We start from the raw sequence: 5,601 nt of genomic DNA on the forward strand, positions 1-5,601 counted from the left end.
ACCTGGTAACGCGGGGTGGAGCAGCCCGGTAGCTCGTCAGGCTCATAACCTGAAGGCCGCAGGTTCAAATCCTGCCCCCGCAACCAATCTTCCCACGATACTAACAAAGCCCCTCCGTGGGGCTGTTTGCGGTTATGCCCGCAAAACAGTCCTATTGGCGGTGCCCCGCCATCAGCCGACGTTGACCGCCGCGGCCCGGGGGCCTCGACAGGGCGCGCGGCGGACCGTATCGGCAATTCGCGGACAAAATCAGCGGCCGATTCAGCTCGATCTTCGTGGGCGCCGCTCTAGCATTTTCACATCGTGTTTCGAGCGAGGACATGACGCCCGGACGGAGGCGAGTCAAACTTCTGTTAGTCGTCTTTCGTGATTTCCCAGCCACAACCATTCCTAAGTCTTCGAAGTGCTAATATCCCCATGGCGTTGCAGCTCTGACTCAGCTACAACGTGCGCAAAGGGCTCAAGGGGAACGGTCCGTCGCCGCAGGCGCGTCAATCTGCAACTTACGGGAGAATTATTTCGGGTATGGATGGCATCGGTCCGCAGCATCACGACTCCGGTCTTCGTGCGCTTTGCGGTATTGCTGCGTTCTACCGGATTGCCGCTGACCCGATCCAGCTTCAGCACGATCTGGCGCTGAAGGGGCGTGGGTCCGAAGCCATTGACATCCAGCGAGCAGCCAAGATCATTGGCCTCAAGGCGCGTGTCGTGGAGAAGGTCACGGAGCACCGCCTTCGATCAATGCCGGTTCCAGCAATCGTCAAACTGCGCAGCGGCTCCTTTCAAGTGCTCGGCGGTCTGAATCCTTCCGGAAAGTACAGGCTCGTCGATCCGATAACGCGTGTCGATCGCGAAATCGCCCCGTCGGATATATTGGAGGAAATCGGCTCGGGCGTGATCCTCGTCGGCCGGAGGATCGGCGGTGAAGGATCCGACCCCAGGGAGTTCGGCCTCAAATGGTTCCTGCCGTCGATCTGGCGATACCGCAAGCCACTCGCACATGTTCTGCTTGCCTCGCTGTTTATTCAGATATTTGCGCTCGTCACACCCTTGTTCTTTCAGGTGGTGGTCGACAAGGTTTTGACACACAAGGGCTACTCGACACTTTTTGTGCTGGTCGCAGGCATTGCGATCATTGGTCTCTTCGATGTCGTGCTTCAATATCTCAGAACCTACGCGCTGGCGCACACGACGAACCGGATCGACGTCGAACTTGGGCAACGGCTGTTTCATCACCTTCTGCGGCTGCCTCTCGGCTATTTCGAGACCCGCTCTGCAGGCCAGACCGTTGCCAGGGTACGTGAGCTTGAAACCATCCGTGCATTTCTGACGGGCCAGGGGCTTTTCTCGGCGCTTGATGTCGTTTTCACTTTCGTCTTCATCGCGGTTCTTTTCGCTTACTCGTGGAGCTTGACGCTGATCGTGATTGCCGCGATCCCGATCTACATCCTGATCGGTATGACGGTCAGGCCACCACTTCGCGAATTCGTCAAGGAGAAGTTCAATCGAGGTGCCGCGAGCCAGCAGTTCCTCGTCGAAGCGATCGTCGGTGTCCACACGGTCAAATCTGCTGCGGTGGAGCCGGTGATGCAGGCACAGTGGGAGGAGAAGCTTGCAGCTTATGTGCGGACAGCTTTTGATACGACGCTGCTGAGCGCCGGCGGACAAAACGCGATTCAATATGTCAGCAAGCTTTCGACGGCAGCTCTTCTTCTCTTCGGCGCCAAGGCTGTCATCGATGGCGAGCTGTCGGTGGGCTCGCTAGTCGCCTTCAACATGATTGCCGGCCAGGTCACCCAACCGGTCTTGAGGCTTTCCCAACTCTGGCAAGATTTTCAGCAGGTGCAGATCTCCGTTGATCGGCTTGGCGACATCCTGAATACGCCGATGGAGCGTCAGCCTGGCGCTCGCTTGTCGTTGCCGACGCCAAGGGGGCATATCGAATTTCGAAATGTCAGCTTCCGCTATCGGCCCGGCTCGCCGGAAGTCCTGAAAAACGTATCGCTTGAGTTCAGGCCCGGAGAGGTGATCGGCATCGTCGGCGCTTCCGGTTCTGGAAAGTCGACGCTGACCAAGCTCGTCCAACGCCTCTACATTCCGGAGGAGGGGCAGGTCCTTCTCGATGGGGCGGACCTTTCGCAACTTGATCCCGCCTGGCTTCGAAGCCACATAGGCGTGGTTCTTCAAGAGAACCTTCTTTTCAACCGCACGATTCATGACAACATCGCTTTCTCAAACCCGGCGATGCAGCGGGCTCAAGTCATTGCTATTGCCAGGCTCGCCGGCGCCGATGAATTCATCACAAGGCTACCGCAGGGCTATGACACGATGATAGAGGAGCGCGGCGCAAACCTCTCCGGTGGCCAGCGCCAGAGGATAGCTATTGCCCGGGCTCTTGCGACCAATCCGCCGATACTGATTTTCGATGAGGCAACCAGTGCGCTCGACTACGAAAGCGAGCGGGTCATTCAGACGAACATGGGTCAGATCGCCAATGGCCGAACGGTGATCATCATCGCGCACCGACTTGCTGCGGTCCGGCCATGCGACAGGATCATCGGCGTTGCCGACGGCCGGATCGCCGAGGTCGGCAGCCATGACGAATTGCTGAGTCGGCCAGATGGCCTCTATTCGCGTCTTTGGGCCTTGCAGAACGACAGGGGAGCGGCATGAGGGCAGTCGCGAACGCCTCTCGCTATCTGGGTCTTCCGCAACGGCCGGCAACGCGCGCCGATCACGAATTCCTGGCGCCAGCCCTTGAAGTTCTGGAAACGCCACCATCGCCCATACGCATGGTGCTGATCCTGATCATCTGTCTGTTCACCACGGTCGCGCTGGTCTGGTCCTATCTCGGCCGCATCGACATTATCGCCGCAGCGCAAGGCAAGATCCAGCCGACAGGGCGCGTCAAGGTGGTGCAGCCGTTGCTGACGGGCAAGGTGAAGGCGCTGCCGCCACAAAACGGCGACCACGTGCGCCAGACTGACATCCTGCTCGAACTTGATCCGACGGATGCTCTCGCAGACGAAAGGGACGCCTCAAAGGGGCTTGCATCCGTCAAGGCGGAGGTTCAGCGCCGCAGGACCGCCATCCAGTTCGTGCGTTCGCAACCAGCGGCGGGGTCGGTTCCAGAAGTCAACTGGGACAAGGGTACCGGCCTTGAGTTGCAGCAACGCGAGAGTGGCATTCTCCGAGGCGATATCGAGCAACATTACGCGACCATTGCCTCGCTCGACGCTCAGCAGCATCAGAAGGAAGTGGAGCGTGAACGGCTCAAGGTGACAGTGGCTGCGCAGGAATCCCTCGTTGATACCCTCAAGGCGCGTGTGACGATGCGCCGTGCCCTTGCCTTGAAGTATGCCGGCACAATGGCAAGCGTCATCGATGCAATGGAGACCATGAAGGAGCAGGTGACGCAGTTGGCGGTATGGCAGGGTCAGCTTGCTGACGCAGAGGCTGTAATCGATGTCTTCGCCAAGGAGAAAAGCAAAGCAGAACGCGCCTTTCTAAGCGATCAGCTTGACAGGCTTGGCGATGCCGAGCGCCGCGCCGACGAATTGGAGCAGCGTCTGGCGAAGGCAAAGAATTCTCTCGAACAGATGACATTGCGCAGTCCGATCGACGGAACGGTGCAATCCTCGTCGGTCACGGGCCTCGGGCAAGTGGTCACCGTTGGCCAGGACCTGATGCGGATCGTACCGGACGACAGCGCGCTCGAGCTTGAAGTCTATATGCCCAACAAGGACATTGGCTTCATCAGAGTGGGCCAGGAAGCGGTCGTGAAACTTGAGGCGTTTCCGTTCACCCGCTACGGAACGGTTTCAGCCGTCGTCGTGAAGGTCGCGGCTGATGCCATCCCGGAGCCAGACGCAGCCCGTCGTGAGGGGGACCCTATCGCGAGGCAGTCTGGGGCAGCCTTTGGTGGTGCGGAGCGAACACAGAACTTGGTCTTTCCTGTTACGCTGCGCCTCGCAACCGATCGCATTCAAGCTGATGGTGCAGATGTCAAATTGTCGCCAGGCATGGCGGCTGTTGCCGAGGTGCGCACCGGTCAGCGCAGAATATTAGAGTATGTGTTCTCGCCATTGGTTGAGGTAACTGACGAGGCGCTGCATGAGCGATGAGGGATCGTCACTATTTAATGGCTATGAATGTCTTGCGACTGCGGTGCACTTCTCGTTCTGTGAGTAGGTTATAAGTCTGATTCTGAATTCGGGGGCTAAGGGGCGTGTTTGCAGTAAAATATACTTTTGAAGTTCTTTGCTCACTAGCGCAGAGCGGGAAGCAAACTGTGAGGGTTGTCGGCGGCCCGCTATCGGCGGGGCTGTGCGGTAGGACCTAATTTCAATTTCAACCGAGCGTCGTGCGCGTGGGGTGGTGAACCGACCCAACGTTTCGCGAGGCGGCATGGGCAAGCGGTGATTTCATGACGGGCATTATTACTCCCACAAAGAACGTCAGCATGACAGGAGATCAGGAAATTGACGGGCTTCTCAGCGGCACTGCCTGGGACGGCACGATAACCTATGCGTTTCCCACAAGCCCGACATCGTACTCCTACAGCGGCGAGAAGGATTACAGCTTTTCACCGATTTCCGCGCAACAGCAGTCCGCTGCCTTGTTCTTTATGGAACAATCCTACGGAAACACGGCAAATGACGGCTTCTCCGTAGAGGGATTTACGAACGCCAACTTTGCGGCCGGGAGTGTGGACACCGCATCGGTGCGTTTTGCTCAGTCATGGGAGCCTGAGACGGCATGGGCGTATTTTCCAAGTACCGGAAGCAGCGGCGGCGATATCTGGTTCGGGACCGGCTATGCCGGCACGGCAGACGATTATCGCTTTCCGAAGTTCGGCAATTATGCAGGCCATACGCTGGCGCATGAACTGGGTCACGCTCTTGGCCTGAAACATGGTCATGAACCGTACTTGGGCAATTCGGCGATCGTGCCCAACGCCCATGATTCCCTCGAATATACGATCATGACGTACCACACATTTGTCGGAGATGATGAGACCGGCTACAAATACGAGCATAATGGCGCACCTCAGACCTATATGATGCTCGATATCGCCGCTCTACAGGAAATGTATGGTGCTGACTACACGACCAACAGTGGCGATACCGTCTACAAGTGGAAGCCGAACGAAGGCGTCACCTATGTGAATGGGGTCGCCGCCATCACGCCTGGCGCCAACAGGATCTTCGCAACGATCTGGGACGGCGGCGGTGTCGACACCTACGATCTGAGCGCCTATACCACCAGCCTTCAAATCGACCTGCGACCCGGGGCGTACTCGGTCTTTTCCCAACTCCAGCTGGCCGATCTGGGAGGTGGCCCGAATAATGGCTATGCGCGCGGCAACATTTTCAATGCGCTTCTCTATCACGACAACCTTGCATCGCTGATCGAGAATGTCCAGGCAGGCTCCGGTAGCGATACGATTGTCGGCAACGACGTGAACAACACCCTTTGGGGCAATGCCGGAAATGATTCGCTTGCCGGCGGTGGCGGTGACGACACGCTGAACGGCGGTGCCGGACTGGACCGGATGTCGGGTGGGGCGGGTGACGACACCTATATCGTCGATGTTGCGAA

3 protein-coding genes and 1 tRNA gene are annotated in these 5,601 nt (G+C 58.0%); all 4 read left to right on the forward strand.

Annotated features, from left to right (window positions below; translation table 11 throughout):
* The first annotated feature begins 9 nt into the window (after nucleotides 1-9).
* A tRNA-Met gene (locus EV286_RS31770) sits at nucleotides 10-86 on the forward strand.
* A gap of 439 nt (nucleotides 87-525) precedes the next feature.
* On the forward strand, nucleotides 526-2,673 hold the full coding sequence (locus tag EV286_RS31775) for a type I secretion system permease/ATPase (protein ID WP_132961210.1): 2,148 nt from the start codon (nucleotides 526-528) through the stop codon (nucleotides 2,671-2,673).
* On the forward strand, nucleotides 2,670-4,124 hold the full coding sequence (locus EV286_RS31780; protein ID WP_132961211.1) for an HlyD family type I secretion periplasmic adaptor subunit: 1,455 nt from the start codon (nucleotides 2,670-2,672) through the stop codon (nucleotides 4,122-4,124). Before EV286_RS31775 ends, EV286_RS31780 begins: the two co-directional genes overlap by 4 nt.
* A gap of 302 nt (nucleotides 4,125-4,426) precedes the next feature.
* Nucleotides 4,427-5,601 (forward strand): M10 family metallopeptidase (locus EV286_RS31785; protein ID WP_207909961.1); only part of this gene is annotated, 1,175 nt, incomplete at its 3' end.

The organism is Rhizobium sp. BK251, assembly GCF_004345245.1.
Taxonomy (GTDB): Bacteria; Pseudomonadota; Alphaproteobacteria; order Rhizobiales; family Rhizobiaceae; genus Rhizobium.

Coding starts and splice junctions, on each gene's coding strand:
- EV286_RS31775 (WP_132961210.1), top strand. CDS start 526: ATGGATGGCATCGGTCCGCAGCATCACGACTCCGGTCTTCGTGCGCTT.
- EV286_RS31780 (WP_132961211.1), top strand. CDS start 2,670: ATGAGGGCAGTCGCGAACGCCTCTCGCTATCTGGGTCTTCCGCAACGG.